This is a genomic window from Aquipseudomonas guryensis (assembly GCF_014164785.1).
Lineage (GTDB): Bacteria > Pseudomonadota > Gammaproteobacteria > Pseudomonadales > Pseudomonadaceae > Aquipseudomonas > Aquipseudomonas guryensis.
Window position 1 is genome coordinate 1,388,006 of the sequence record NZ_JACJFN010000001.1, and the last position, 24,819, is coordinate 1,412,824.

25 protein-coding genes are annotated in these 24,819 nt (G+C 65.6%); 14 read left to right on the top strand and 11 right to left on the bottom strand.

Going from position 1 to position 24,819, the window contains the following annotated elements; all coding sequences use genetic code 11:
* The first annotated feature begins 59 nt into the window (after positions 1 to 59).
* The gene (serA, locus tag H3H45_RS06310; protein WP_182832855.1) at positions 60 to 1,289 is read left to right on the top strand and encodes a phosphoglycerate dehydrogenase; all 1,230 of its coding nucleotides are present in this window, start codon (positions 60 to 62) and stop codon (positions 1,287 to 1,289) included.
* A gap of 58 nt (positions 1,290 to 1,347) precedes the next feature.
* Here serA and H3H45_RS06315 read toward each other — a convergent pair whose 3' ends face one another.
* The 3 genes from H3H45_RS06315 to H3H45_RS06325 form a co-directional block, all read right to left on the bottom strand.
* Positions 1,348 to 1,779: a DUF4399 domain-containing protein gene (locus tag H3H45_RS06315; RefSeq protein ID WP_182832856.1), complete on the bottom strand. Its 432-nt coding sequence runs from the start codon at positions 1,777 to 1,779 to the stop codon at positions 1,348 to 1,350.
* 69 nt (positions 1,780 to 1,848) lie between these two features.
* Positions 1,849 to 2,343 (bottom strand): DUF523 domain-containing protein, encoded by a 495-nt coding sequence (locus H3H45_RS06320; RefSeq protein WP_182832857.1) that lies wholly within the window; start codon positions 2,341 to 2,343, stop codon positions 1,849 to 1,851.
* Between the two features lie 48 nt (positions 2,344 to 2,391).
* Positions 2,392 to 3,000: a 2OG-Fe(II) oxygenase gene (locus tag H3H45_RS06325; protein ID WP_182832858.1), complete on the bottom strand. Its 609-nt coding sequence runs from the start codon at positions 2,998 to 3,000 to the stop codon at positions 2,392 to 2,394.
* An 85-nt stretch (positions 3,001 to 3,085) separates the two neighbouring features.
* Between H3H45_RS06325 and H3H45_RS06330 the strand changes: the two genes are divergently transcribed.
* Positions 3,086 to 3,853, top strand: a complete 768-nt coding sequence (locus H3H45_RS06330; protein WP_182832859.1) for a DUF2059 domain-containing protein — start codon at positions 3,086 to 3,088, stop codon at positions 3,851 to 3,853.
* Positions 3,854 to 3,948: 95 nt separating this feature from the next.
* Here H3H45_RS06330 and H3H45_RS06335 read toward each other — a convergent pair whose 3' ends face one another.
* Positions 3,949 to 4,905, bottom strand: a complete 957-nt coding sequence (locus H3H45_RS06335; protein WP_182832860.1) for a phospholipase BipL — start codon at positions 4,903 to 4,905, stop codon at positions 3,949 to 3,951.
* A gap of 100 nt (positions 4,906 to 5,005) precedes the next feature.
* Between H3H45_RS06335 and H3H45_RS06340 the strand changes: the two genes are divergently transcribed.
* On the top strand, positions 5,006 to 5,581 hold the full coding sequence (locus H3H45_RS06340; protein WP_182832861.1) for a DUF6436 domain-containing protein: 576 nt from the start codon (positions 5,006 to 5,008) through the stop codon (positions 5,579 to 5,581).
* A 113-nt stretch (positions 5,582 to 5,694) separates the two neighbouring features.
* Positions 5,695 to 7,194 carry a methyl-accepting chemotaxis protein gene (locus H3H45_RS06345; RefSeq protein WP_182832862.1) on the top strand — a complete coding sequence of 500 codons (1,500 nt, stop codon included), beginning with the start codon at positions 5,695 to 5,697 and terminating at the stop codon, positions 7,192 to 7,194.
* 77 nt (positions 7,195 to 7,271) lie between these two features.
* On the opposite strand, the gene H3H45_RS06350 is transcribed toward H3H45_RS06345, so the two are convergent.
* A complete protein-coding gene (locus tag H3H45_RS06350; RefSeq protein ID WP_182832863.1) occupies positions 7,272 to 8,036 on the bottom strand; it encodes an NRDE family protein in 765 nt (254 codons plus the stop codon).
* A gap of 111 nt (positions 8,037 to 8,147) precedes the next feature.
* Between H3H45_RS06350 and H3H45_RS06355 the strand changes: the two genes are divergently transcribed.
* Genes H3H45_RS06355 through H3H45_RS06365 form a run of 3 tightly spaced genes read left to right on the top strand, consistent with a single transcriptional unit; the run spans position 8,148 to position 10,535 of the window.
* Positions 8,148 to 8,930 carry a sulfite exporter TauE/SafE family protein gene (locus tag H3H45_RS06355; protein ID WP_182832864.1) on the top strand — a complete coding sequence of 261 codons (783 nt, stop codon included), beginning with the start codon at positions 8,148 to 8,150 and terminating at the stop codon, positions 8,928 to 8,930.
* A 10-nt stretch (positions 8,931 to 8,940) separates the two neighbouring features.
* Positions 8,941 to 9,744: a prolipoprotein diacylglyceryl transferase gene (gene lgt, locus H3H45_RS06360; RefSeq protein WP_182832865.1), complete on the top strand. Its 804-nt coding sequence runs from the start codon at positions 8,941 to 8,943 to the stop codon at positions 9,742 to 9,744.
* Positions 9,741 to 10,535: a thymidylate synthase gene (locus H3H45_RS06365; protein WP_182832866.1), complete on the top strand. Its 795-nt coding sequence runs from the start codon at positions 9,741 to 9,743 to the stop codon at positions 10,533 to 10,535. Before lgt ends, H3H45_RS06365 begins: the two co-directional genes overlap by 4 nt.
* Before the next feature lie 75 nt (positions 10,536 to 10,610).
* On the opposite strand, the gene H3H45_RS06370 is transcribed toward H3H45_RS06365, so the two are convergent.
* Positions 10,611 to 11,978, bottom strand: a complete 1,368-nt coding sequence (locus H3H45_RS06370) for a DUF3482 domain-containing protein (protein WP_182832867.1) — start codon at positions 11,976 to 11,978, stop codon at positions 10,611 to 10,613.
* A gap of 189 nt (positions 11,979 to 12,167) precedes the next feature.
* Complete coding sequence (locus tag H3H45_RS06375; protein ID WP_182832868.1) at positions 12,168 to 13,553, bottom strand: DUF2868 domain-containing protein; 1,386 nt, start codon at positions 13,551 to 13,553, stop codon at positions 12,168 to 12,170.
* 128 nt (positions 13,554 to 13,681) lie between these two features.
* On the opposite strand from H3H45_RS06375, the gene H3H45_RS06380 reads away from it, so the two are divergent.
* The 3 genes from H3H45_RS06380 to H3H45_RS06390 all read left to right on the top strand — a co-directional run bounded on the left by H3H45_RS06380 (position 13,682) and on the right by H3H45_RS06390 (position 16,152).
* Positions 13,682 to 14,863 (top strand): GGDEF domain-containing protein, encoded by a 1,182-nt coding sequence (locus H3H45_RS06380; RefSeq protein WP_182832869.1) that lies wholly within the window; start codon positions 13,682 to 13,684, stop codon positions 14,861 to 14,863.
* Positions 14,864 to 14,906: 43 nt separating this feature from the next.
* Positions 14,907 to 15,419, top strand: coding sequence for a dihydrofolate reductase (locus H3H45_RS06385; protein ID WP_182832870.1), 513 nt, complete (start codon positions 14,907 to 14,909; stop codon positions 15,417 to 15,419).
* Positions 15,420 to 15,504: 85 nt separating this feature from the next.
* Positions 15,505 to 16,152 carry a YitT family protein gene (locus H3H45_RS06390; protein ID WP_182832871.1) on the top strand — a complete coding sequence of 216 codons (648 nt, stop codon included), beginning with the start codon at positions 15,505 to 15,507 and terminating at the stop codon, positions 16,150 to 16,152.
* On the opposite strand, the gene H3H45_RS06395 is transcribed toward H3H45_RS06390, so the two are convergent.
* From H3H45_RS06395 to H3H45_RS06405, 3 genes are all read right to left on the bottom strand, one after another.
* Positions 16,153 to 16,608 (bottom strand): metallophosphoesterase family protein, encoded by a 456-nt coding sequence (locus H3H45_RS06395; RefSeq protein ID WP_182832872.1) that lies wholly within the window; start codon positions 16,606 to 16,608, stop codon positions 16,153 to 16,155.
* An 85-nt stretch (positions 16,609 to 16,693) separates the two neighbouring features.
* Positions 16,694 to 18,541, bottom strand: a complete 1,848-nt coding sequence (gene ilvD, locus H3H45_RS06400; protein WP_182832873.1) for a dihydroxy-acid dehydratase — start codon at positions 18,539 to 18,541, stop codon at positions 16,694 to 16,696.
* Between the two features lie 236 nt (positions 18,542 to 18,777).
* Positions 18,778 to 19,974: a class I SAM-dependent rRNA methyltransferase gene (locus H3H45_RS06405; protein WP_182832874.1), complete on the bottom strand. Its 1,197-nt coding sequence runs from the start codon at positions 19,972 to 19,974 to the stop codon at positions 18,778 to 18,780.
* Positions 19,975 to 20,218: 244 nt separating this feature from the next.
* On the opposite strand from H3H45_RS06405, the gene H3H45_RS06410 reads away from it, so the two are divergent.
* The 4 genes from H3H45_RS06410 to H3H45_RS06425 all read left to right on the top strand — a co-directional run bounded on the left by H3H45_RS06410 (position 20,219) and on the right by H3H45_RS06425 (position 23,028).
* Positions 20,219 to 21,085, top strand: a complete 867-nt coding sequence (locus H3H45_RS06410) for an HDOD domain-containing protein (RefSeq protein ID WP_220494135.1) — start codon at positions 20,219 to 20,221, stop codon at positions 21,083 to 21,085.
* Between the two features lie 67 nt (positions 21,086 to 21,152).
* A complete protein-coding gene (gene mutM / locus H3H45_RS06415; RefSeq protein ID WP_182832875.1) occupies positions 21,153 to 21,965 on the top strand; it encodes a bifunctional DNA-formamidopyrimidine glycosylase/DNA-(apurinic or apyrimidinic site) lyase in 813 nt (270 codons plus the stop codon).
* 62 nt (positions 21,966 to 22,027) lie between these two features.
* Positions 22,028 to 22,606, top strand: a complete 579-nt coding sequence (locus tag H3H45_RS06420) for a lysophospholipid acyltransferase family protein (protein ID WP_182833141.1) — start codon at positions 22,028 to 22,030, stop codon at positions 22,604 to 22,606.
* A gap of 83 nt (positions 22,607 to 22,689) precedes the next feature.
* Positions 22,690 to 23,028 carry a multidrug transporter gene (locus H3H45_RS06425; RefSeq protein WP_173211272.1) on the top strand — a complete coding sequence of 113 codons (339 nt, stop codon included), beginning with the start codon at positions 22,690 to 22,692 and terminating at the stop codon, positions 23,026 to 23,028.
* 58 nt (positions 23,029 to 23,086) lie between these two features.
* Here the strand turns inward: H3H45_RS06425 and ggt are convergent, their stop codons facing one another.
* On the bottom strand, positions 23,087 to 24,760 hold the full coding sequence (ggt, locus tag H3H45_RS06430; protein WP_182832876.1) for a gamma-glutamyltransferase: 1,674 nt from the start codon (positions 24,758 to 24,760) through the stop codon (positions 23,087 to 23,089).
* Between the last annotated feature and the right edge of the window lie 59 nt (positions 24,761 to 24,819).

Consider the following 24,819-nt stretch of genomic DNA (forward strand, 5'->3'; position numbering starts at 1 on the left):
CGGTCAGCAACGCTGCTGACGCTTCTCCTGACACTATTCGTGGGACAACAGGTACTCCGATGAGCAAGACCTCTCTCGACAAGAGCAAGATCAAGTTCCTTCTGCTGGAAGGCGTGCACCAGAATGCCGTCGACACCCTGAAGGCCGCCGGCTACAGCAACATCGAGTACCTCAAAGGCGCGTTGTCCGACGACGAGCTGAAAGAAAAGATCGCCGACGCCCATTTCATCGGCATCCGCTCGCGTACCCAGCTGACCGCCGAGGTCTTCGACTGCGCCAAGCGCCTGGTCGCTGTGGGTTGCTTCTGCATCGGCACCAACCAGGTCGACCTGAACGCGGCCCGCGAGCGCGGCATCGCCGTATTCAACGCGCCGTTCTCCAACACCCGCTCGGTGGCCGAGCTGGTACTGGCCCAGGCCATCCTGCTGCTGCGCGGCATTCCGGAGAAGAACGCCTCCTGCCACCGCGGTGGCTGGATCAAGTCGGCGGCCAACTCCTTCGAAATCCGTGGCAAGAAGCTGGGTATCGTCGGTTACGGTTCGATCGGCACCCAGCTTTCCGTGCTGGCCGAAGCGCTGGGCATGCAGGTGTTCTTCTATGACACCGTGACCAAGCTGCCGCTGGGCAACGCCACCCAGGTCGGCAACCTGCACGAGCTGCTGGGCATGGCCGACATCGTTTCCCTGCATGTGCCGGAGCTGCCGTCCACCCAGTGGATGATCGGCGAGAAGGAAATCCGCGCCATGAAGAAGGGCGGCATCCTGATCAATGCTGCCCGTGGCACCGTGGTGGTGCTGGAAGCGCTGGCTGAAGCGATCAAGGACGAGCACCTGATCGGCGCCGCCATCGACGTGTTCCCGGTCGAGCCGAAGTCCAACGACGAAGAGTTCGAGAGCCCGCTGCGTGGCCTGGATCGCGTGATCCTGACCCCGCACATCGGTGGTTCCACTGCCGAAGCCCAGGCCAACATCGGTCTGGAAGTGGCCGAGAAACTGGTCAAGTACAGCGACAACGGTACCTCGGTTTCGTCGGTCAACTTCCCCGAAGTGGCCCTGCCGGCGCACCCGGGCAAGCACCGTCTGCTGCACATCCACGAGAACGTGCCGGGCGTGATGAGCGAGATCAACAAGGTGTTCGCCGACAACGGCATCAACATCTCCGGCCAGTTCCTGCAGACCAACGAGAAGGTCGGCTACGTGGTGATCGACGTCGACGCCGAGTACTCCGACCTGGCCCTGGAAAAGCTGCAGCACGTCACAGGTACCATCCGCAGCCGCGTTCTGTTCTAAGAGTCGCGCGTTGCAAGAAAAAGGGAGGCTTCGGCCTCCCTTTTTCGTTTCCGTCCGTTTATTCCACCGTGATCTCGATCTTCTTGGAGATCACCGGCGGATCGAGCGGCACATGGTTCTTGTCGCCGACCAGCAGCTGCAGGCTGTGCTTGCCCGGCGGCAGGGTCACCTCGGTTTCGGTCTGGCCCTTGCCGAAGTGGCGGACCTGGTCGGTGGTCGGCAATGGCATGTCCATCGCCGGCAGCTGCGTGCCGTCCACCAGCAGGTGGTGATGGCCGGTGGCTGGCAGGTCGACCCCGGCCGGGGCGACGCCCATGCCCTTGAGGCCGAACTTGACGGTGAAGGTCTGGCCGACCGTGGCGCCGTCGGCCGGCTCGATGAAGTACACCTCGGCGCCAGCCGGGGCTGCTGTGCGCGGCATTTCCGCCAGGGCGGCGAGTGGGCTGATGCAGAACAGGGTGGCGAGGGCGAGCGGGTGGAGAGCGGTCATGGCAGGTTCCTTTCGGGGGTGTCCAGCACTGACCTTAGGTGAGGCGATGGGTTCCGTGGCGCGAGCCGATCAGCTGCACTGCTCCAGGCGCGCCAGCTCGGCAGCCGCCTCAGCCAGTTGGCTCTCATTGAACACCCTGACCCCGGCGCGGCGCAGCAGGGCGGCGGTGACGCCTTCGCCCTCGATCAGCGTGCCGCTGAAGCTGCCGTCGTAGTTGTGCGTGTTGCCGCAGGATGGGCTGCGCGCCTTGAGCACGGCCACCCTCAAGCCATGCTGGCGAACCAGCTGTAGGGCGATCTCGGCACCAGCGACGAAGGCTGCGGTAACGTCTTCGCCCCGGTTGGTCAGCACCGGTTGGCTGCCGTCGAGCACCTGGGCGCCCTGGCCGCCGGGAATTTCCGCCGGTGGCCGTGGAGTGGGCAGGCCGCCGGCCACTTCCGGGCACAGGGCGACGATGCGGCCTTCTTCCTGCCAGCGCTGCAGCAGGTCGAACGGACCATGGGCGCCGCCGTCGTAGCGCACCTTGTGGCCGAGCAGGCAGCGGCTGACCAGCAATTTCTCCACAGGCAACTCCTCTGGTTCAGGTAGCCCGGATGCACCCTGGGAAACGCGTTATCGGCGGCGGAACCAGCCGGTCAGCGACAGGCGCTCGCGGCTGGCGGGCAGGACTTCGTGGGGCAGCTCGGCAGACATGAACAGCACCAGGCTGCCGGCTTCGGGCAGCAGGTCGAGCAAGGCGCCGTCCGCCGGATAGATGCGCAGGGCGCCACCCTGCTCAGGCTGCCAGTTGTCATTCAGGTAGAACACTGCCGATACCGTACGGCGGTCGTCATCACGGAAGCGATCCAGGTGCTTCTGATAGAAGGCGCCCGGCGGGTACAGAGCGAAGTGGCTCTCGTAATCGGCCAGGCCGAGAAAGAAGGCCTGGTTGAGCGCCTGGCGCAGCTCGTCCATGGCCGCCAGGTAGCGGTCACAGGCCGGCTGCTGACCGGCTTCCAGCCACTGGATCTGGTCACCGCGGATGCCCTCGCGCACCGCCAGCGCGCTACCGCGGCCGACGCCCGCCGGGTTCAGTGCGCCGTTTTGTCCACGGCTACGGCACTCGCAGGCCAGTTCATGGGTCAGAGAGTCTGGCAGGACGGCTGTCTGCCGCGACCAGCCCTGGCGGGCTAGGTCGTCGATGATCGAGGGCAGTAGCTGTAAATCGAGGTCGGTAGGCATGCCGGCGATTCTATCAGCGCGGCTGTCGCGCCTCGACAAGCTTGCCGTCGCCCCGGAAAATGACGGGGCCAGAAAGGAGCTTTCCATGCGTTTCGTGTTCGCCTTCGTATTGCTGCTGTGCAGCCTGACTTCCCTTGCCGATGAGCATGCCCGCCTGTACCAGGCCGGCGGCTGGCCGGAGCAGCGCGCGCATTTCAGCGATGCCTTGGCGGCGGCACAACTGCGTTACCGCGATACCCTGCCGCCGGCGGTGTACCAGGCACTGGTCGACAACAGCAACCGGCGCTTCGAGCCGCAGGCCATGGATCAGCGCGCCCAGGCCGCCCTGCGCCTGCAGCTGGCCAATCCGCTGCCGGCGTTGCAGTTCTTCGAGTCGCCGCTGGGGCGCAAGGTAATCGCCGCCGAAACCCTGGCGACCCGCCGCGACCAGCTGGCTGCCCACGCCAACGGTCTGCCGCAGAGCGAGGCGAGCGCCACTCGCCGCCTGCTGATCCGCCATCTTGCCCAGGCCCTGCCCGCCAAGGAGGCTGGGGCCGAAGTCAGCCTGGCCCTGGCCGGTGTGGCGGCCGACAGCCTCAGCCAGATGCTGCCCGGCCTGTTCGGTGGCGGCCAGGCCGAGGCGCTGGTCAGCAGTCAGCGCGAACAGCTGATGCAGCAGATCGGCGCCGATCTGGATAACACCCTGCTGCATGTCTACCGCGAGCTGTCCGATCCGGAGCTGGATGAGTTCGTCAGTTTTGCCCAGTCCACAGAAGGCCAGGCCTATTACCAGGCGGCCCTGGCTGCCCTGCGGGCCGGACTGGCGGTGGGGCAGAGCGGTTCTGAGCTGCAGCCGGCGCAGCAGGGCATCTGAACGCATTTGTGGTAGGAGCCAGCTTGCTGGCGATACGCATCAAGCCCGGAATCGCCAGCAAGCTGGCTCCTACAAAAGCTGATGCTGCTTTGCAGCTACCTGAGATGCTCGCTTAGAAAGGCAAAGTACTGCCGGCGTAGCGCTTCGCTTTCGTTGACCAGGTGATGCCGCGCACCAGGCAGGCGCAGGATCTCCGGCTGGTCGAACTTGTCCTGCAGCACTTCCAGGTTGTGCTGCCAGTCCACTGTCATGTCGCTCTCGCCCTGCACGATCAGCGGGCGCTGCCTGCTGCGCGGTGCCGACTCGATGCGCGGAATCCACTTGGCCAGGGCGCCGACCCAGGCCGTCGGCAGGTCGCGAGGTTGCAGCGGATCGCGGTGCTGGACGAAGTGCAGGAAGTCGCTGTCGCTGGAGTTGTCCGAGAAGCGCCGCGGGATGGCCGATTTGAACGGGCTGAGCAGGTGGTAGCTGAGCTTGGACAGGCCCCAGGCGCGCGGCCGCACCAATGGCGCCAGGAGAATGGTGGCGCCGGGCTGTGGCCGCGGTGTGCCGTTGAGCAGGTAGTCGAGCAGGATGCCGCCGCCGGTGCTCTGTCCGCAGAGGTGCCAGGGTTGCGGTAGGCCGAGGCTGGCAGCCTGGTCGAGCAGGCCGAGCAGGGTGTGCTGGTAGGTGGCGAAGTCATCGATGCTGGCGCGCGCGCCTGCAGAGAGTCCATGCCCGGGCAGGTCGCAGGCCAGTACCGCGAGGTTCAGGCTCAGCGCCCAGTCGATCACATGCCGGTACAGGCCCATGTGGTCGTAGTAGCCATGCAGCAGCACCAGCGTGGCCTGCGGTTCGGTGGGTAGCCAGAGCTGGGTGACGATGCGCAGGCCATCCAGTTCGAAGCAGCCCAGCTGGCTGCGCACCCCCGCGCGGCTGCTGGCCAGATCGAGGCCGTAGTAGCGCTGGTAGGCCTGTTCCTCGGCACTCAGGGGCTGCGTTGCTGCGGCCATGGGTCGCAGGTGGCTGCGCAGGCGTTCGGCCTGGAAGTGCTCTGAGGTGGGGCTTGGCATGCTGGTCATCGATTCTGTGTGGGTTCGGCAGAGTGGTCGTTGATATTCAGCTGTACGGCGTGGCGTGGCAAGCTATGCGCCCCACCTGCGAAGTTCGCCCATGCCTGCCTCACGCCTGAAAGTCCTGCTTGCCAGCCTGCTCGCCATCGTCTGGCTGGGCGCCATGCTGGCCGCGTTCTGGTGGTTCGAGGCGCGCTATATCCGCCCGTTCGATGAGCGCACCGAGCTGTTTTCCGGCGCGGCCCTGCGTCTGCCCGCCGAGCTGGCTGGGCCCGGAGCGATCCGCGTGGTGCATTTCTGGGACCCGGCCTGCCCGTGCAATGTCGGCAACCAGCAGCACCTCGCCGAGCTGCTGCAGACCTATGTGCCGCGCGGTGTGCAGTTCTATGGGCTGCAGAAGGCCGGCAGCCAAGGTCAGCTGCCGGAGAACCTGCGCGCCCTGCAGCCGCTCGCGGCCCTGGCCGGCAGCGAGCAGTTGCCGGCTAGCCCGGCGGTGGCGATCTGGGACCAGCAGGGCCAGCTGGCCTATTTCGGCCCCTACAGCGAAGGGGCGCAATGCACCTCGAGCAACAGCTTTATCGAGCCGATCCTCGAGGCCCTCAGTGCCGGTCGTCCGGTGCGCGCCGACAGCAACCTGGCGGTAGGCTGTTTCTGCGACTGGACTGAAGGCGAGTGATTACGGTGGGTTGGGTTTAGGCGGGTTGTCCGGCTATACTGTTGTACAAGCTTAATGTTTGTACAACTTTATCAAGCCAAGCGCTCAGGATGAGCCCTGCCGGGACCATCGCCATGCGCTCTTCTGCCTTTACCCTCGACGCCCATTACCGCAAGGCCGATCGCATCATGCTCGGCGTGTTGTGGCTGATGTTTCTCTATTCCCTGGGGCTCGCCGCCTGGCATGACAGCTGGCTGCAGGCGCTGCTGGTCGGCGGCGGCAGTGTGCTGGTACTGAGCCTGCTCAACAGCCTGGTGCCGGGCAGCCGACTGATGCGTTGCTGCATGGCGGCGGCCTTCATGCTGCTGGTCGCACTGCAGATCAACCAGGCCCACGGCGTGGTGGAAATCCACTTCGGCATCTTCGTTCTGCTGGCCTTCCTGGTGTATTACCGCGACTGGTTGCCCATCGTGGTCGGCGCTGCGGTGATTGCGGTTCACCACCTGAGTTTCTTTGCCCTGCAGCAGCAAGGTGTCGGGGTGTTTGTGGTGCAGGAGGGCAACTGGTCGATCATCTTCCTGCATGCCATGTATGTGGTGGTGGAGAGCGCGATCCTCATCTACCTGGCCAACCAGACACGCGCCGAGGCCCTGGAAAGTGTCGCGTTGACCCAGGCCGTGGCGGCCATGACCGAACAGGACGAGCGTATCGATCTGCGTCATCGCAGCCAGGCTAGCGGGCGTGTGGCCAAGCGCTTCAACCATTTCCTCGATCAGCTCGATGAACTGGTCAGCGAAGTGGTCAGTGATACCCAGGGGTTGTCCACCACGGGCGAAAGCCTGGCCCGTGCCACGCACCAGCTGCGCGATGGCGCCACGCGCCAGCTCGACGAAACCGCTTATATGGCCAGCGCCATGCAGCAGATGAGCAGTGCCATCGACGATGTGGCCGGGCATGCCGACCGGGCCGCGCAGGCGGCTCAGGGTGCCAACAGCCAGGCGGCCGAGGGCAGCGCGGCGGTAACCGGTACGCGCAACGAGATCGCCCGTCTGGCCGAACATATCGATGGCACCGACCAGCAGGTACAGGCGTTGGCCGTGCAGTCCGAGCAGATCGGCCGGGTGCTGGAGGTGATCCGCGCGATTGCCGAACAGACCAACCTGCTGGCGCTCAACGCCGCCATCGAGGCCGCTCGCGCCGGCGAACAGGGGCGCGGCTTTGCCGTGGTTGCCGACGAAGTACGCAACCTGGCGCAGAAGACCGCCGCTTCCACTGCGGAAATCCAGGACATCATCAGTCGTCTGCAGCAGGGCAGTCGGCAGGCCGCCAGCGCCATGCAGGACAGCCGGCAGAGCGTGGCGCGCTGTGTCGAAGACAGCCAGCGCACCGCCGACCTGCTGGTGGCGGTGGCCGCCGAGATCGACTCGATCAGCCAGATGAATGAACTGATCGCCTCGGCCACCCATGAGCAGGCGGCGGTCAGCAGCGAGGTCAGCCAGCATCTGGGCAGTGTGCAGCAGGTTGCCCAGCAGAACGCCGCCGATGCCGGCGTGCTGGATGGCGAGAGCAGCCGCCTGCGCGAGCTGGCCCAGCGCCTGGGTGGCCTGAGTGCGCGCTTTGCCGTAAGCGACTAGCCAGCCGCTGAGAGGGGCATGCCCAGGTTTGTGCGCGGCAGGCCGCCCAGCTTTTGTGGGTGCGGATACATCCGCTCCTACGAATAAGTAGTGCCCGGCAGGCGCACCTCGGCATCGCCGCAGGCCTGGCCGTTGCTATCGAAGCGCCGCTCGACCAGTTGCAGGCTGCCATCGGCATTCAACAGCAGCGCGCTGCTGGCGCAGGTGCCGTAGCCGGGACCGACGATGAAGATGCTCGACAGCAGCAGCTCCCAGTCCAAGCCGATACCGGTGTCCGGCAGCAGCACGCGCGGCGGCTGGCGCGGGTCGCTGAGCAGTTCCAGCAGGCGCTGCGGTTGCGGATCATCCAGGCAGCCGGCCAGGCCGGCGCTGGCCCGCACCAGCTTCGGCCAGGGCGTATCCAGCTCGGCATTGGACAGACCGTAGAGACCGGCTTGCAGGCGCCGCGGCTGGCCTTGCTCGGAGTTGAAGTAGTACAGCGCGTCGCGGTTGCCCAGCAGCAGGTTGAAGCCGCTGTACTGCTCCAGGCGCTCGCTCAGCTCGGCCAGGTAGTGCTCGGCGTCCAGCGTGCCGCGCAGGAAATCCACCACTAGCTCGCCGCGCGAGCGCGGGCCCTTGGCCTGGCGTGGGTCGCGGATATTGGTCAGGGCGGCGAAGCGGCCGTCGGCGCTCACGCCCAGCCAGGTGCCGCCGGCCTGCAGGTCGCGCCCGGCATACAGGCCCGGCGCATCCGGCCATTCGCCCAGGGCCAGGCTGGTGCGGTTGTAGAATTCGTCGCGGTTGGCCGCCAGCACCAGCGGCTGGGCATGGCCGGGACGCCAGGCGAAAACGATCAGGCACATGGGCTTCTCCTTGTGCCCGGAGTCTATCAGTGTAGCGACGGGCATCCATCGCCTCGGCTGGAGGGGGCGGGGCGCATCCGTTACCATGCCGCTTGGTTTTCGGGGGTATCGATGGAATTCCTGCTCTATATGCTGCTGGGCGCGGCGGCCGGCGTGCTGGCCGGGCTGTTCGGCGTCGGTGGCGGCATCATCATCGTGCCGGTGCTGGTATTCAGTTTCACCGCCCAGGGCATCGACCCGAGCGTGCTGACCCACCTGGCCGTTGGCACCTCGCTGGCCACCATCATCTTCACCTCGATCAATTCGGTGCTCGAGCACCAGCGTAAAGGCGCGGTGCTGTGGCCGGTGTTCACCTGGATGACCCTCGGCATCCTGCTTGGCGCCGGCCTCGGCAGCCTCACCGCGGCGGCCATCCAGGGTCCGCTGCTGCAGAAGATCATCGGCGTATTCGCCATCGTCATCGCCATCCAGATGGGCCTGGAGCTGAAACCCAAGGCCAGTCGCACGGTCCCAGGCAAGGCTGGATTGACGGCTGCCGGCGGGGTGATCGGCTGGGCTTCGGCGATTTTCGGTATCGGTGGTGGTTCGCTGACCGTGCCGTTCCTCACCTGGCGCAGCGTGCCGATGCAGCAGGCGGTGGCCACCTCGTCGGCCTGCGGCCTGCCGATTGCGGCGGCCAGTGCCCTGAGCTTCATGCTCATCGGCTGGAGCGAGCCGGGCTTGCCGCAGTGGAGCCTGGGGTTTGTCTACCTGCCGGCCATGGCCGGTATCGCCATCACCAGCATGTTTTTCGCCCGCTTCGGCGCGCGCCTGGCGCATAAACTGTCGCCGCGCCTGCTCAAACGTCTGTTCGCCGTACTGCTCCTGGTAGTGGGCGTGAATTTCCTGATCTAAGGAGTTTTAAATGCTGCCTTACCCGCAGATAGACCCGGTTGCCCTCGATCTGGGCCTGATCAAGATCCACTGGTACGGCCTGATGTACCTGGTCGGCATCGGTGGCGCCTGGTTGCTGGCCTCGCGCCGGCTGGCCGGCTTCGACGCCACCTGGAGCAAGGAGAAACTCTCCGACCTGGTGTTCTGGGTAGCCATGGGTGTGATCCTCGGCGGGCGCCTGGGCTATGTACTGTTCTACGACTTCGCCGCCTATATCGCCGAGCCGCTGAAGATTATGCGCGTGTGGGAGGGCGGCATGTCGTTCCACGGCGGCCTGCTCGGCGTGATGCTGGCCACCTGGTGGTTCGGCCGGCGCAACAACAAGAGTTTCTTCCAACTGATGGACTTTATCGCCCCGCTGGTGCCGATCGGCCTGGGCGCGGGGCGCATCGGCAACTTCATCAACGCCGAGCTGTGGGGCAAGGCCACCGACCTGCCCTGGGCGATGGTCTTCCCCACCGACCCGCAGCAGCTGGCGCGTCACCCGTCGCAGCTGTACCAGTTCGCCCTGGAAGGCCTCGCGCTGTTCGCCATCCTCTGGTTCTACTCGCGCAAGCCGCGCCCGACCATGGCCGTGTCCGGGATGTTCGCACTGTGCTACGGCATCTTCCGCTTTATCGTCGAGTTCGTCCGCGTGCCGGATGTCCAGCTCGGTTACCTGGCTGGTGGCTGGCTGACCATGGGTCAGATCCTCTGCCTGCCGATGATCCTCGGCGGCCTCGGTCTGATCGCCTACGCCTACAAACGCCAAGCCGTCCTGGGAGCCGCGCAATGAAACAATACCTCGACCTGATGCGTCTGGTGCGCGAGACCGGCACCTTCAAGCAGGATCGCACCGGCACCGGCACCTACAGCATCTTTGCCCACCAGATGCGCTTCAACCTGGCCGATGGCTTCCCGCTGGTGACCACCAAGAAGTGCCACCTGAAATCGATCATCCACGAGCTGCTGTGGTTCCTCCAGGGCGACACCAACATCAAGTACCTGAAGGACAACGGCGTGCGTATCTGGGACGAGTGGGCCGACGAGAACGGCGACCTCGGCCCGGTCTACGGCTACCAGTGGCGCAGCTGGCCGGCGCCGAACGGCGAGTCGATCGACCAGATCAGCAAGCTGATCGAGATGATCAAAAAGAACCCGGACTCGCGCCGCCTGATCGTTTCGGCCTGGAACCCGGCCCTGGTCGAGCAGATGGCCCTGCCGCCGTGCCACGCACTGTTCCAGTTCTACGTGGCCGACGGCAAGCTGAGCTGCCAGCTGTACCAGCGCTCGGCGGATATCTTCCTCGGCGTGCCCTTCAATATCGCCAGCTACGCCCTGCTGACAATGATGATCGCCCAGGTCTGCGACCTGCAGCTCGGCGACTTCATCTGGACCGGCGGCGACTGCCACCTGTACGCCAACCATATCGAGCAGACCGACCTGCAGCTGACCCGTGAGCCGCTGCCGCTGCCGGTGATGAAGCTCAACCCGGCGGTGAAGGATATCTTCGCCTTCAAGTTCGAGGACTTCGAGCTGCAGAACTACCAGGCCCATCCGCATATCGCCGCGCCGGTCGCCGTTTAAGGCCCGGTGCGTGGATGCGTAGCCCGGATGCAATCCGGGTCAGTTCGGCGGCGGGCCTCCCGGATTGCATCCGGGCTACGTCAGCTCCGCTGCCAGTTGCATGACCTGGGCCTGGCGTTCGGCCTGCTCCAGATGCGCACCGGGATTCAGCGACGACCATTCGGGATGGGCGCGCGCCTTGCGCAGGGCCTCGGGTAACGGGCCTTCGCGCCAGCCCTTGTCCTGCGGCTGATCCAGCTGGATCGCCGTGGTCGCCGCATGGCCGCGGGCATCTAGAGCGGCCAGCAGTTGACGCTGGCGCAGGGCGAGCAGGCGCAGCACGTTGTCATCCACTGTCAGTTCACGCTGGCCCTTGAGTTTGCCGAGCAGGCGTTTGCCGTAGTTGCGTGCGGTCTGCAGGCCGCCGCCGGCCAGTGCGCCGACCAGCGCCGCGGCGCCGAGGGTGAGGCCGCCGACCAGCAGGTCGATACCGGCCCCTGCGGCTGCACCGGCGGCCATGCCGCCACCGATATTAACGCCGAGTTGGCGCAGGGTTTCCGGGTTGAACAGATCGTCGCCCCAGCGCCCCTCCAGCAGCGGCAGGTCGCCGGCGCGGGCATCCTCGGCGCGGAAGGCATACAGACGCAGCAGTGCGTCGACACAGGCCTGCTCGCGCTGACGGATGGCCTGGTGCAGGGCGCGGATCTCGCCCTGTTCGATGGTCGTCTGGTTGGCCACGCTACGCCGGCAGGCGGCGCAATCCAGCAGCAGTTCGGCGATCAGCTGCGCACCGGCCTTGTGGCGCGCCGTGGCTTGTGCCTGGTGATCGTCGATCAGCCGCTGCAGTTGTGGGCGCGAGCGCTCCAGCAGCAGGGCCAGACTCTCGTACAGGCGCCGTTCGCCATCCAGTGGCGGCGCCACCGTGTCGAAACACACCAGCGCATGCAGGCCGAGGCGAGCCAGGGCTTCGCGCCACTGCGGCTCGCGCTGCTGGGTGCTGGCGCTGAAGTTGAGCACCGGCAGTAGCGGCTTGCCGGCGCCGGCCAATACGGCCAGCTCGTCCTTGTACTTGGCCAGCACCGGCTCGCGGACGTCGATCACGTACAGCCCGGCATCGCTGGCCAGCAGCTGGCGCAGCACCTTGGCCTCCTGCTCGAAACGTTGGCGCGCCTCGCTGCTGTCGAGAAAGCGCGCCAGCCGCGCCGGGCCATCCAGGCGCTCACCGGGGCGCTGCAGGCGTTCCAGGTAGTCGAGCAGGGCGATGGCGTCTTCCAGGCCAGGGGTGTCGTACAGCTCCAGCAGCGCCTCGCCGGCCACTGACAGGCGCGCACCTTCGACATGGCGGGTGGTGCTGGGGCGATGGGACACCTCGCCGAAGCCGACGTCGCGGGTCAGGGTGCGCAGCAGCGAGGTCTTGCCGACATTGGTGTGGCCGACCACGGCCAGTTTGAGTGGCTTGGTCATGCTCGACCCTCTCCCCCGGCCCCTCTCCCGTAAACGGGCGTGGGGTGACTCGCGCCAGTCGCCGCGTGCACGGACTGCCCTCTCTCCCATTTATGGGAGAGGGCTGGGGAGAGGGTGCTGTCAGTTCGTAGCCCGGATGCAATCCGGGACGGAGCTGCCTGCTTCCCGGATTGCATCCGGGCTACGCGATCAATCATGTCCCGTCTCCAGCCAGACCATCGGTGCGCTATCGGCGAACGGCAGTTGCAGGCGTTGCAGCGCGCCGTGCCAGTCACCCAGGCGCTGGCTGTCGAGGGCTTCGCCAGGGGGCGGCTGCAGCAGCCAGATGCGGGTGGCCGCCGCTGTGCGTGCCAGCTCGCCGAGCAGCGCCAGGGTGCCGCGGTCAGGCGAGCGACGCGGGTCGAGGGCGATGGCCAGGCGCGCCGGCGGGAAGCGGCCGAGCTGGTCGAGCAGCTGCTGGCGCTGTTCACGACTGTCCAGCACGCCGGCATCGGCGACGCTCTTGGGCAGGGCCGGCGGCCAGGCGCGTTGCGGGTCCAGCTCGACGGCCACCAGCACCGCACCGCTGCTGTCCAGGCGCGTGTTGCCGGCGCGGGCCTCATCTAGTGTGGCTGGTGCGGCATCCAGCACGCCGAGGCGTTCGCTGGTTGGTTGCAGGCGTTCGCCGAGCAGGCGGTAGCCGGGTAGGTTGAGATCGAGTGCGAGGCGCGCGCTGCCGTGTTGCCAGCGCCACAGGCACAGCAGCAGGAGCAGGGCGCGTGGCAGCAGGCCGAACGCCAGCAGCACACCAAGCAACCAGCCGGCCCAGGCATGTCGTGCGGCCTCGCTGGTCAGGGCGCTGTCGCCACTGGCGCGGATGGTCTCGGCATCCGGGATGGGCAAGCCGAGCAGCGCCGGCAGGCTGCCGAGCAACTGAGTCAGGGCGACGAAGGTATCGCTGCCGAGCAGGGTGGTTTCCCAGACGAAGCCGTAACGGCGGGTGCTGAGCAGGATCAGCAGCATCAGCCCGGCACTGAGCAGCGCGACCAGCCACAGACCATGCACCAGCAGGCCGAGCAGCCAGCGGTTGAGACGTCGGCGTTGCAGCAGCAACACCAGCGCCGGGCCGAGCTGGGCGGCGTTGGCATCGCGCGCCAGCTTTTCGCTGAGCCACAGCCACAAGCGGCCGAGGCTGGCGCTGTGGTCGCCGGCCAGCAGTAGGCCGATGGCCCAGCCGAGTAGCAGAAGCAGGTGTAAACCGAGCAGGCTGCCCAGGGCCCAGAACACATTCACCGGGCGGCTGCCATCGCCCAGTGCGGCCAGGGCCAGGCCGGCCCCGCTGAGCAAGGCCAGCCCCAGCAGCAGGCCAAGGGCCAGGCGCGCGCCTTGTAGCCAGTGCTGCTGGGCCTGTAGCTGGCCGTCACGCTGGGCGAGGAACAGTGCGCGGGCCTCGATGCGGCTGGCCAGGTCGCCACCGGTCAGGCGGGCCAGGCGGTTAGCTTCGCCATCTTCCAGTGGGCCGGCATGCTCTTCGCGCAGGCGCAGGGTTTCGCACAGCCAGAGGTGTTGCAGGCGCTTGAGTGGGGTATCTGTCACGCGGCATTCCGTTGACGAGTCGAAGGCCAAGGATAACCCCTGCGCGCCACAGCTGGGCAAGCCGGGCTTGTGGCATGCGCAACGGGCAGACTAGGCTGAGGGCAAAAGAACTAGAAGAGCATGCGCCCATGAAGTTGCCCAACCTGGATTTGGTCAACCAGGATTCCCCCTACCTGCGCCAGCACCGTGCCGGTTTCCGCTTGCTCAGTTTTGACGATGAGTTGGAGCAGGCCTTCAGCCGTTACCACATCACCGTGTTTCTCGTGCGTATGCGCTGGGCGCTGCTGGTGGCCATGCTGATGATGGCGCTGTTCGTGGTAGTAGATGCCGTCAGCCTGCCCGAGAGCGTGCGCAACCGGACCCTGGCCATACGCCTTGGCGTGATTGTGCCGACACTGCTGCTGGCCTGGCTGGCCACCTACCAGCGGCGCTTGCGTCCCTATCTGCAGATAATCGCTGCCATTGCGGCGCTGGCCGGTGGCCTGGGTGTGGCCGGCATCATCTGGGTCGCCCGCGTCCATGATTTCCCCTTGCCCTATGAGGGCATCATCCTGGTCACGGTGTTCTTCTACTTCCTCACCGGGTTGCGCTTCGTTACCGCCGCGTTATGCGGCTGGCTGACCTTCTGCGCTTACCTGCTGGTCGAGGTCATCAGCGAGCTACCCGGTGAACAATTGCTCTACAACGCGGTATTCCTCGCCAGCGCCAACCTGATCGGCTGCTTCGGTTGCTACTTCCTTGAATACGCCAGCCGGCAGAATTTCCTCGCCCAGGGCCTGCTGCAGGACCTGGCGGAGAAGGATTTTCTCACCGGCCTGCTCAATCGCCGCGCCTTCAGCGAGCGCGCCGAGCGCAGCTGGCGTCAGGCTCAGCGTGAGCGGCAGTCGCTGGCCCTGGTGATGATGGATGTCGACTACTTCAAGCGCTACAACGATCACTATGGCCATGCCGCTGGTGACGAGGCCTTGCGTGCGGTGGCTCAGGTGATCGGCCGGCAGGCGCGGCGCCCGCTCGAGATGACGGCGCGTTACGGCGGCGAGGAATTCGTCGGCCTCTGGTACGGCATCGAAGAAGCACAGATCTTGCCGATCCTTGAAGGCATCCGCAGCGAGATCGAGGCGCTGGGCCTGCCCCATATGCAATCAGAGGCGGCCGAGGTGGTGACCCTGAGTATTGGTCTGGCCTATCTGCGACCGCAACCGCACCAGAGCTTGGAAGATGCCCTGCGCCTGGCCGATGTGGCGCTGTACCTGGCCAAGGAGCAGGGCCGTAACCGGGTGGTGAGCAAGCGGCCGGGCGGTCCGGCGTGAGGCGGCGCTTCATTCGCGCCGGGCGAGCCGTTATCCTGCGCGGATGAAAACGACTCTGCCCCTCTGCCTGATCGCCGCCCTCGCCGCCAACCGCGTGATCGGCCGCGACAACCAACTGCCCTGGCACCTGCCAGCGGACCTCAAGCATTTCAAGGCCAAGACCCTCGGCAAGCCGATCATCATGGGCCGCAAGACCTGGGACTCGCTGGGTCGCCCGCTGCCCGGTCGGCTCAACCTGGTGGTTAGCCGGCAGGCCGGGCTGGTGCTGGAGGGCGCGGAAGTCTTCCCCTCGCTGGGCGCTGCCATCGTGCGTGCCGATCAGTGGGCGCGCGAACAGGGTGTCGACGAGCTGATGCTGATTGGCGGCGCGCAGCTCTACGAGCAGGGCCTGGCGCAGGCCGAGCGCCTGTACCTGACTCGCGTGGCGCTGCAGCCGGACGGCGATGCCTGGTTCCCGGCATTCGACGAAGCGGCCTGGGACTGCGTCGAGCGTGAGCCGCAGGCTGCCGTCGAGCCGGCGCCGGCGCACTGCTTCGAGACCTGGCAGCGCCGCTGAATCCACCCGTTTACTGATCTGCGTCGCTCCCGCGCGGGAGCGCCGTCCTATGCTGGTGCCGGTACGCTGGGCGCCGAGGTTAGCCATGACTGAACACATCCCGGATCGCGCGGACGCCGAGGCGGTCGCCGAGATCTTCGTTCGCCATCCGCTCTGGGAAGATGCCCTGGCGCTGCTGTTCGGCACCGCCATGGTCGCCCTGGGCATCGCCTTCTACAGTCATGCCGGGCTGCTCACCGGTGGCACGGTGGGTCTGGCCTTCCTGCTCAAGTACCTGGCCGGCTGGCCGTTTGGCCTGGTGTTCTTCCTGCTCAACCTGCCGTTCTATGCCCTGGCGCTGTGGCGCATGGGCTGGCAGTTCACCCTGCGCACCGCCTGCGCCGTGGCGCTGGTTTCGCTGCTCGCCGAGCTGACCCCGCGCTGGGTGGTGTTTGCCGAGCTGAACCAGCTCTACGCTGCGGTATTCGGCGGTTTCGCCATGGGCCTTGGCCTGCTCATGCTGTTTCGCCACCGCGCCAGCCTGGGTGGGGTGAATATCCTCGCGCTGTACCTGCAGGAGCGCTTCGGCCTGCGCGCCGGCGCCGTGCAGATGGGCGTCGATGCGGCCATCGTGCTGGCCTCGATCTTCGTCGTGGCGCCAGACAAGGTCGCCCTCTCGGTGCTCGGTGCGGTGGCGCTGAACATGGTGCTGGCGATCAATCACCGCGCCGACCGCTATATGGGCGTGAGCTGATCAGCTCAGCTCGATCAGCTCGCCGCGCACTGTGCCCGTCTCGACATGCAGCAGGCCGACGCTGATCGGCAGCTTGAAGCGTCGTGGCCCGGCACTGCCTGGGTTGATGTAGAGCACGCCGTCGCGCCACTGCTGCAGCGGCCTGTGCGAGTGGCCGGTGACCACCACCTGGATATCAGTGGGCAATGGTTCCGGCACATCGGCCAGCGTATGGCTGACGTAGATGCCTACTTCCTCGATGCGCAGCACGGCATGGGTGGGAAGAGTGGTGGCCCAGCTGTCGTCCTCGTCGTTGTTGCCGCGCACCACGGTGAGCGGCGCCAGCGTGCGCAGGGCGGCGAGGATCTCCGGCTTGCCGATATCGCCGGCATGGATCAGCTGCTCGCAGCCCTGCAAAGCGGCCAGTGCCTCTGGGCGCAACAGGCCGTGGGTGTCGGAGATCAGGCCGATCTTCATGGATTTCTCCGCTACGGGGATCTACAGGTTCTAGCAAAGAAAAAGCCCGGCGTTTGCCGGGCTTTTTCATGGTGCCGGATGCGGCTTACTGCACCAGCTTTTCCAGCAGCGCCTTGTCGCGTACCGCGCCCTTGTCGGCGCTGGTGGCGAGCAGGGCATAGGCCTTCAGTGCGGTGGTGACTTTGCGCGGACGCACTTCCACCGGCTTCCAGCCCTTCTTGTCCTGCTCATGGCGGCGATGGGAAATTTCCTCGTCGCTGACCAGCAGGTTGATGGTGCGCTCGTGGATGTTGATCAGGATCTTGTCGCCTTCGCGCACCAGGCCGATGGCGCCGCCGGCAGCCGCTTCCGGGGACGCGTGACCGATCGACAGGCCCGAGGTGCCGCCGGAGAAGCGACCGTCGGTGAGCAGGGCGCAGGCTTTGCCGAGGCCCTTGGACTTCAGGTAAGAAGTCGGATAAAGCATTTCCTGCATGCCCGGGCCGCCTTTCGGGCCTTCGTAGCGAATGATGACGATATCGCCTTCCTTCACTTCGTCGGCGAGGATGCCGCGCACGGCGCTGTCCTGGCTTTCGTAGATCTTCGCGCTGCCTTCGAAGATATGGATGGACTCATCCACGCCGGCGGTTTTCACCACGCAGCCGTCGAGGGCGATGTTGCCGTACAGCACGGCCAGGCCGCCTTCTTTCGAGTAGGCGTGCTCGACGCTGCGGATGCAGCCGTTCTCGCGGTCGTCATCCAGGGTGTCCCAACGGGTCGACTGGCTGAACGCGGTCTGGGTTGGAATACCGGCCGGGCCGGCCTTGAAGAAGGTGTGCACGGCTTCGTCGTTAGTCTGGGTGATATCCCATTTGGCGATGGCTTCGGCCATGGATTTGCTGTGCACGGTCGGCAGATCGGTGTGCAGCAGGCCGCCACGGGCCAGTGAGCCGAGGATGCCAAAGACCCCGCCAGCGCGGTGCACGTCTTCCATGTGGTACTTCTGGATGTTCGGCGCCACTTTGCACAGCTGCGGCACGACGCGGGACAGGCGGTCGATGTCGCGCAGGTCGAAATCGATCTCGGCTTCCTGGGCAGCGGCCAGCAGGTGCAGGATGGTGTTGGTCGAACCGCCCATGGCGATGTCGAGCATCATGGCGTTCTCGAACGCCTTGAAGTTGGCGATGTTGCGCGGCAGCACCGACGCGTCGTTGTCGCCGTAGTAGCGCTTGCACAGCTCGACGATGGTGCGCCCGGCCTGCAGGAACAGCTGCTCGCGGTCGCTGTGAGTGGCCAGGGTCGAACCGTTGCCCGGCAGGGCCAGGCCCAGGGCTTCGGTCAGGCAGTTCATCGAGTTGGCGGTGAACATGCCGGAGCAGCTGCCGCAGGTCGGGCAGGCGCTGCGCTCGTACTCGGCGACTTTCTCGTCGGAGGCCGTGCTGTCGGCGGCGATGACCATGGCGTCGACCAGATCCAGGCCGTGGCTGGCCAGTTTGGTCTTGCCGGCTTCCATCGGCCCGCCGGAAACGAAGATCACCGGGATGTTCAGGCGCAGGGCAGCCATCAGCATGCCGGGGGTGATCTTGTCGCAGTTGGATATGCAGACGATGGCGTCGGCGCAGTGGGCGTTGACCATGTACTCGACGGCGTCGGCGATGATCTCGCGGCTCGGCAGCGAATAGAGCATGCCGTCGTGGCCCATGGCGATGCCGTCGTCGACGGCGATGGTGTTGAACTCTTTAGCCACGCCGCCGGCTTTTTCGATCTCGCGGGCGACCAGCTGGCCGAGGTCCTTCAGGTGCACGTGGCCGGGCACGAACTGGGTGAAGGAGTTGGCGATGGCGATGATCGGTTTCTTGAAGTCTTCGTCCTTCATCCCGGTGGCGCGCCACAGGGCGCGGGCGCCGGCCATGTTGCGGCCGTGGGTGGAGGTCTTCGAACGATAGTCAGGCATGACGGTTCCTGGGGCTGGTCAGGGTTATCTTCGTAGGGTGAGCGTGCGCTGAACCGGATGCAAACGGCAGGTGGCCGTGCGTTCGGAGGGGCCGTCTGGTGAAGCGGGGTCGCCGCTTGCAGGGCCTGGGCTCACTGGCCCGCCGGGGATGGTTGGCGAGAGATGAACCGATTCTACGCCGCCCGTGCCTGCCGGGGAAAGGCTGACGGTCGGGCGGGTAGTGGAGCGTGTCGCGATCAGCTGTTGGGCAACAGGCGGCAGGTCAGGCTCTTGATGTAGCGGGTTTCGGCGATGGCCGGGTGCACCGGGTGATCCGGGCCCTGGCTGCCGCGTTCGAGCAGCTGGATATTGCGGTCCAGGTGGCGCGCGCTGGTCAGCAGGATGTTCTGCAGGTGATCCTCCTCCAGGTGCATGGAGCAGCTGGCGCTGACCAGGATGCCGTCCTTGCCGAGCAGGCGCATGGTGGTTTCGTTGAGGCGGCGGTAGGCGGCCTCGCCGTTCTTGATGTCTTTCTTGCGCTTGATGAAGGCGGGCGGGTCGCAGATCACCACGTCGAAGCGCTCTTCGGCGGCTTTCAGCTCCTTGAGCGCCTCGAACACATCGCCTTCGACACAGGTGAGCTTCTCGGCCACGCCGTTCAGCGCGGCGTTGCGCTCGACACCGTCGAGGGCGAAGGCCGAGGCGTCCACGCAGAACACTTCGCTGGCGCCGAACGCCGCGGCCTGCACGCCCCAGCCGCCGATGTAGCTGAACAGGTCGAGCACCCGCTTGCCCTTGACGTAGGGCGCCAGGCGCGCGCGGTTCATGCGGTGGTCGTAGAACCAACCGGTCTTCTGCCCGGCGATCACCGGGGCTTCGAACTTCACGCCGTTCTCTTCCAGGGCGACCCATTCCGGCACCTGGCCGAACACGGCGTCGACGTAGCGCGGCAGGCCTTCGGCATCGCGCGCCTTGGAGTCGTTCTTGAACAGGATGCCGCGCGGCTTGAGTACCTGTACCAGGGCTTCGATCAGGTCGTGCTTGTGGTGTTCCATGGTGGCGGAAGCCAGCTGCACCACCAGGTAGTCGCCGAAACGGTCGACCACCAGGCCCGGCAGCAGGTCGGAGTCGCCGTACACCAGGCGGTAGAACGGCTGGTCGAACAGGCGATCGCGCAGCGACAGGCAGACGTTGAGGCGGTGCACCAGCAGCGACTTGTCGAGGATGTGCTTGACGTCGCGCGACAGCAGGCGCGCGCAGATCAGGTTGTTCGGGCTCATCGCCACGATGCCCAGGGCCTTGCCGCCGGCGGCTTCGAGGATGGCCTGGTCACCGGCCTGGAAGCCGTTCAGCGGGGTGGCGGTGACGTCGATCTCGTTGCTGTAGACCCACAGATGGCCGGCGCGCAGGCGGCGATCGGCATTGGCTTTGAGGCGCAGGCTGGGCAGGGACATCGGGGGGTACTCCACGAAAAAGAGCGGAATTATAGCTGCAGAGGGTTCCTGGCGGCTGCAGTGATGGCAGTCGCGGGCCATGAAAAAGAGTGCATGTACGACCACTGGTCGGCGCTCGTATGGGCAAAACCCACTGGCGCCAGCCGTTTGCGGCCCGGCAGCAAAACTCATACAAAAGTTGGCTGCGGAGTCGGGAACGCTTTGACTAAACTGTGGCGACTTTCTCATTTCAGTTGCCGCGCTCATGGCCCAAGACCTTTCCGCCGAACAGATCCAGCAAGTGCTGCAGGGCATCAGCGTGCCGCCGCAGCCGCAGATCATGGTCGATCTGCAGATGGAGCAGTTTCTGCCCAATCCGGATCTGAAGACGATCGCCCGATTGATCAGCCAGGACCCGGGCCTGTCCGGCGCGCTGCTGAAAATCGTCAATTCGCCGTTCTTCGGCCTGGCCAACCGCATTGCCTCGATCCAGCAGGCGGTCAACCTGCTTGGCTGCAACTCGGTGATCAACCTGATCAACGCCCAGTCGATCAAGGGCGAGATGAGCGACGAGACTATCGTCACCCTCAACCGCTTCTGGGACACCGCCCAGGATGTGGCGATGACCTGCCTGACCCTGGCCAAGCGCATCGGCTACCAGGCGCCGGACGAGGCCTATACCCTCGGTCTGTTCCACAATTGCGGCATTCCGCTGATGCTCAAGCGATTCCCTGATTACATGACGGTGCTGGAGGAGGCGTACTTCAATGCCAGCAGTGAGCGGCGTGTGGTCGATACTGAGAACCGCCTGCTCAACACCAACCACGCGGTGGTTGGCTACTTCACCGCCAAGTCGTGGAACCTGCCGCTGCACCTGTGCGAGGCGATTGCCAACCACCACAACGCGCTGTCGTTCTTCGAGGACGACACCGGTCGCGACGCGCAGCTGAAGACCCTGATGGCCATTCTGAAGATGGCCGAGCACATCTGTGGCAGCTACCGGGTGCTGGGCAATCAGGAAGAAGACCACGAGTGGAACAGTATCCAGCAACAGGTGCTGGAGTATGTCGGCCTCACCGAGTACGACTTCCAGACCCTCAAGGAAAGCATCCACGACCTGGGCGCCTGCTGAGTCGGTTCGTTCGTCGGCAGCTTCCTGCTAAGGTGGCTGCTTCTCTCTGCAGTATCCGTCGTTCGTCATGCCTGAACTCCCTGAAGTCGAAACCACCCGCCGCGGTATCGCGCCCTTTCTCGAGGGGCAGCGCGTCAGCCGTGTGGTCGTGCGCGAGCGCCGTCTGCGCTGGCCGATCCCCGAAGACCTCGATGTGCGCCTGTCCGGCCAGCGCATCGAGTGCGTCGAACGGCGCGCCAAGTACCTGCTGATCCAGGCCGAGAGCGGCACCCTGATCGGTCACCTGGGCATGTCCGGCAACCTGCGTCTGGTACCGGTGGGCACCCCGGCGGCCAAGCACGAGCATGTTGATATCGAGCTGGAGTCGGGCCTGGCACTGCGCTACACCGACCCGCGGCGCTTCGGTGCGCTGCTGTGGAGCAGTGATCCGCTGAATCATGAGCTGCTGCGCAAGCTGGGGCCGGAGCCGCTGACCGGTTTGTTCGATGGTGAACGTCTGTACCAGCTGTCACGCGGTCGTTCGATGGCGGTCAAGCCGTTCATCATGGATAACGCGGTGGTGGTAGGCGTCGGCAACATCTACGCCTCCGAGGCGCTGTTCGCCGCCGGCATCGACCCGCGCCGCGAGGCCGGGACGCTTTCCCGAGCGCGTTATGTGAAGTTGGCCGAAGAGATCAAACGCATCCTCGCCTATGCCATCGAGCGTGGAGGTACGACTCTGCGCGACTTCGTCGGTGGCGATGGCCAGCCGGGCTATTTCCAGCAGGAGCTGTTCGTCTACGGCCGTGGCGGCGAGTTCTGCAAGGCCTGCGGCAGCACGTTGCGCGAGGTCAAGCTGGGTCAGCGGGCCAGCGTCTATTGCCCGAAATGCCAGCGCTAGATGGCTCTCCCCTCTCTTGGCAGGCGCCATATTCAGAATAAGAACAAGCAGTAGGAAACATGATGGACGGCAATTATCTGCCGGCCAATCCGTTCGCGGAGTGGCTGGGGCGTAGTGTGTTGAAGCTGATGGGCTGGCGGATCGAAGGGCAGATGCCAGCGTTGGACAAGTTCGTGGTGATTGGTGCGCATCACACCTCGAACTGGGATTTCGTGATTTTCATCGCCGTGAAGTTCGTCCTGCGCCTGAATGCGCGCTGGTTCGGCAAGCACAGCATCTTTATCTGGCCTTTTACCGGGCTGCTGAAAGCCTGGGGCGGCATCCCGATCCTCCGCCATCTGCGCCTGAACATGGTCGAGCAGGCGATCCAGAACTTCCGCGACCACCGCGAGTTCATCCTGGTACTGTCGCCGGAGGGTACGCGCAAGAAAGTGGAGCGCTGGCGCATGGGCTTCTACCATATTGCCTGCGGGGCCGGCGTCCCCATCATTCCTGGTGCGCTGGACTACCGTAATCGGCGGGTGGTGATCGGCGCGCCGTTTCAGCCGACCGGCGATGCCGAGGCGGATATCAAGGCCTTGTTAGCCTTTTTCCGCCCCTATGAGCCGAAAAAGCCGGAATACGCATTCCACGGCGATTGACGGCGTTCACGCTGACATTTGCGCAAGCGCTGTTATAGTTACCAGCATCGTTCTGCATAACTACATAATGAAGGACCGCAATCATGAATCTGTTTCGCACCTCCGCCGCTGTGTTGGCTTTGACCACTGGCCTGCTGGCACTGCCGGCCCAGGCGGAAGTGGTCCAGCAGAATACCAGCGGTGACCCTACCTACACCCTCGAAGCACCCAAAGGCTATGCCATGGCCGGTGACCTGCTCGTCGCACGTCCGCTGCTGATCGGCGCCACCGTGATCGGTGCTGGCCTGTTCCTGGTCAGCCTGCCGTTCACCGCGGCTGGTGGCAATATCGGCGAAGCCGGCCAGGCGCTGGTGGTCGAACCGGGCATGGCGGCTTTCGTGCGTTGCCTGGGCTGCACCGAGAGCGGCTACAAGAAGGACTGATCCTTCTTCGCAGCAGAAAAAAGCCGGTCATTCGACCGGCTTTTTTGTGTCTGCCCGCTTATTCCCACAACTGTGCCTGGCCGATGCCGCGCGGGTCGCTCGCCGCTTCGACCTTGCCGTCGGTCTTGTGCCAGAGCAGCACCTGCTGGTTGCCGTAGCGGCGCTCCAGCTTCTTCAGCTGGTAGCCGCGCATTTCCAAGGTGCGTATCTGGCTGGCGCTGAAGGTGTCCGGCTCATGCTCGATGACATCCGGCTGGAACTGGTGGTGGTAGCGCGGGCTGGCCGGCCACTCGCTCACCGGGCGCTCGTCCAGATAATCGAGGATGGCCAGCAGCACCATGCTGGGGATGCGGCTACCGCCTGGCGTACCGAAGGCTGCCAGTTCGTCTGAACTCTCGATAAAGGTCGGGCTCATGCTCGACAGCGGACGCTTGCCGGCGGCCACGACGTTCGCCTGGCTGCCGCTGAGGCCGTAGGTGTTGCTGCCTTGCGGGTCGGCGGCGAAGTCGTCCATCTCGTTGTTGAGCAGGATGCCGGTGCCGGGCACGGTGAAGGCCGCGCCGAATGGCAGGTTGATCGACAGGGTGGCGGTCACCGCATTGCCGTCGCGATCCAGTACGTTGAAGTGGGTGGTGTGGTCGCCTTCGCGCCAGCTTGGCGTCGCTGGCAGGTTGCTGCTGGGCGTGGCGTTCTGCAGTTCGATGCCTTTGGCCAGACGCTGCAGGTAGTCGGGAGCCAGCAACTGGGGCAGTGGGTTGTGCACGAAATCGGGGTCGCCGAGCTGGCTGCGATCGCGATAGGCGCGGCGCAATACCTCGACCACGTAGTGGCTGCGCTGGATCTCGCCGGCCTTGCGCCACGGCAGTTGCTGCAGCATGACCAAACTCTGCGCCAGGGCCACGCCACCGGCGGAAGGTGGCGGTGCGCTGATCAGCTCGCGGCCATCAGCCAGCGGATAGCGCAGTGGCAGGCGCTCGACGACCTGGTACTTGGCCAGGTCGCGGGCGCTCCAGATGCCGCCGGCAGCGCGGACTGCGGTGACCAGTTTCTCTGCGGTTTCTCCGCCGTAGAAACCGGCATGTCCATCACGAGCCAGACGCTCCAGGGTGCGCACCAGATCGGCCTGGCGCAGCAGACCGAACTCGGCGGGAATACGCCCTTGCTCAAGGAATATCCGCGCGCTCTCTGCGTCAGCCTGTAGAGCTTGCAAACGCCACTCGGCGCGCTCGCGATAGACCCGGTCGATGCCGACCCCATCACGGGCCAGGCGAATGGCCGGTGCCAACGAGTCGCGCAGGGGCAACTTGCCGTAGCGCTCCGCCAGCACCACCAGCGCGGCGGGTAGCCCCGGAATGGCAGCGGCCAGCGCGCCGTTCAGCGACAGTTCGCGCTGCACCTGGCCATCGCGTCGGTAGAGATCGGGGTGGGCCGCCAGTGGGGCGCGCTCACGGGCATCGAGGAAGCGGTAGGTTGGCTGCTCGCCGGCCTGGCGCAAGAGGAAGAAGCCCCCACCGCCCAGACCTGATCCATAGGGTTCGACCACCGCTAGTGCGGCACTGATGGCTACGGCTGCATCGAAGGCATTGCCACCCAGGGCCAGGGTTTCCAGGCCGGCGACGGTGGCAGACGGGTGGGCAGTAGCGACGGCGGCTTGTTGCGGTGCAGTGGTGGCCTGGGCGCCCAGCGCACAGACCAGCAGCAGGCTAGCCAGCAGGCGGATCGGCAGAGTCATGGCAGGCAAGTCTTGAGTGGGATTGCAGTCTGCCCGCATCACGCGGGCCCTCGGTCACT